Source organism: Blastococcus sp. OS1-29, assembly GCF_057628075.1.
In genome coordinates, this window is the sequence record NZ_JBXXJK010000017.1 from 1 (window position 1) to 1,047 (window position 1,047).

Below are 1,047 nucleotides of genomic sequence, written 5' to 3' on the forward strand. Positions count from 1 at the left end.
GGCGGCCATGGCGAGAGGGAAACGCCCGGTCTCATTCCGAACCCGGAAGCTAAGCCTCTCAGCGCCGATGGTACTGCCCTGGAGACGGGGTGGGAGAGTAGGACGCCGCCGGACAACCATTCCGAACGGGGGTCAGAGCGCTTGCTCTGGCCCCCGTTCGTGTTTCCATGTTCGGCTTCAGCCGTCACCCAATTCCACAGTGCCCCGCGCCTTATCCGATCGAAGAGGTATCCCTAGTCATGACTTCACCGAGACGAGGCTCCGACGGACCGCGCGGCAACCGCGGCACGGGCGGCGGACGTGGTTCTGGTTCCGCGGGGCGTCCCAGCGCGCCGCGCGGCGGCTCCGGGGCACGATCCGGGGGGGCGGCCGGTGGCGGCGGTCCTCGCCGTCCTCGTCCGGAGTCGGACCGGAGCGCCGGCGCGTCCGGCCGTGACGAAAAGGGCGGCTGGCAGGACCGTCGTCCGCAGGGAGAGCGTCCGCAGCGCCCGGGTGCCCCTCACGGCGAGCGCCCGTCGGGGGACCGTCCGCAGTGGCAGGACCGCCGTCCGCAGGGGGAGCGTCCGCAGCGTTCGAATGCTCCGCGTGGTGAGTGGCAGGACCGTCGTCCGCAGGGGGACCGTCCGCAGCGGCCGGGTGTGCCTCGTGGCGAGCGCCCGTCGGGAGACCGTCCCCAGTGGCAGGACCGTCGTCCGCAGGGGGACCGTCCGCAGCGGTCGGGTGCGTCTCGTGGCGAGCGCCCGTTGGGAGACCGTCCGCAGTGGCAGGACCGCCGGCCGCAGGGTGGCGACCGGCCGACCGGTGACCGTCCGCAGTGGCAGGACCGCCGACCGCAGGGGGACCGTCCGGCGCAGTCGGGCAGCCCTCGCGGTCAGTGGGGCGACCGCCGGCCGCAGGGCGACCGGCCGACCGGGGATCGTCCGCAGTGGCAGGACCGCCGACCGCAGGGGGACCGTCCGGCGCAGTCGGGCAGCCCTCGCGGTCAGTGGGGCGACCGCCGGCCGCAGGGCGACCGTCCGACCGGTGACCGTCCGCAGTGGCAAGACC

1 rRNA gene is annotated in these 1,047 nt (G+C 74.4%); it reads left to right on the plus strand.

Going from position 1 to position 1,047, the window contains the following annotated elements:
- Positions 1–114: ribosomal RNA gene (gene rrf / locus AC2H4J_RS23665) — 5S ribosomal RNA — on the plus strand; the annotation flags it as partial.
- Positions 115–1,047 lie beyond the last annotated feature (933 nt).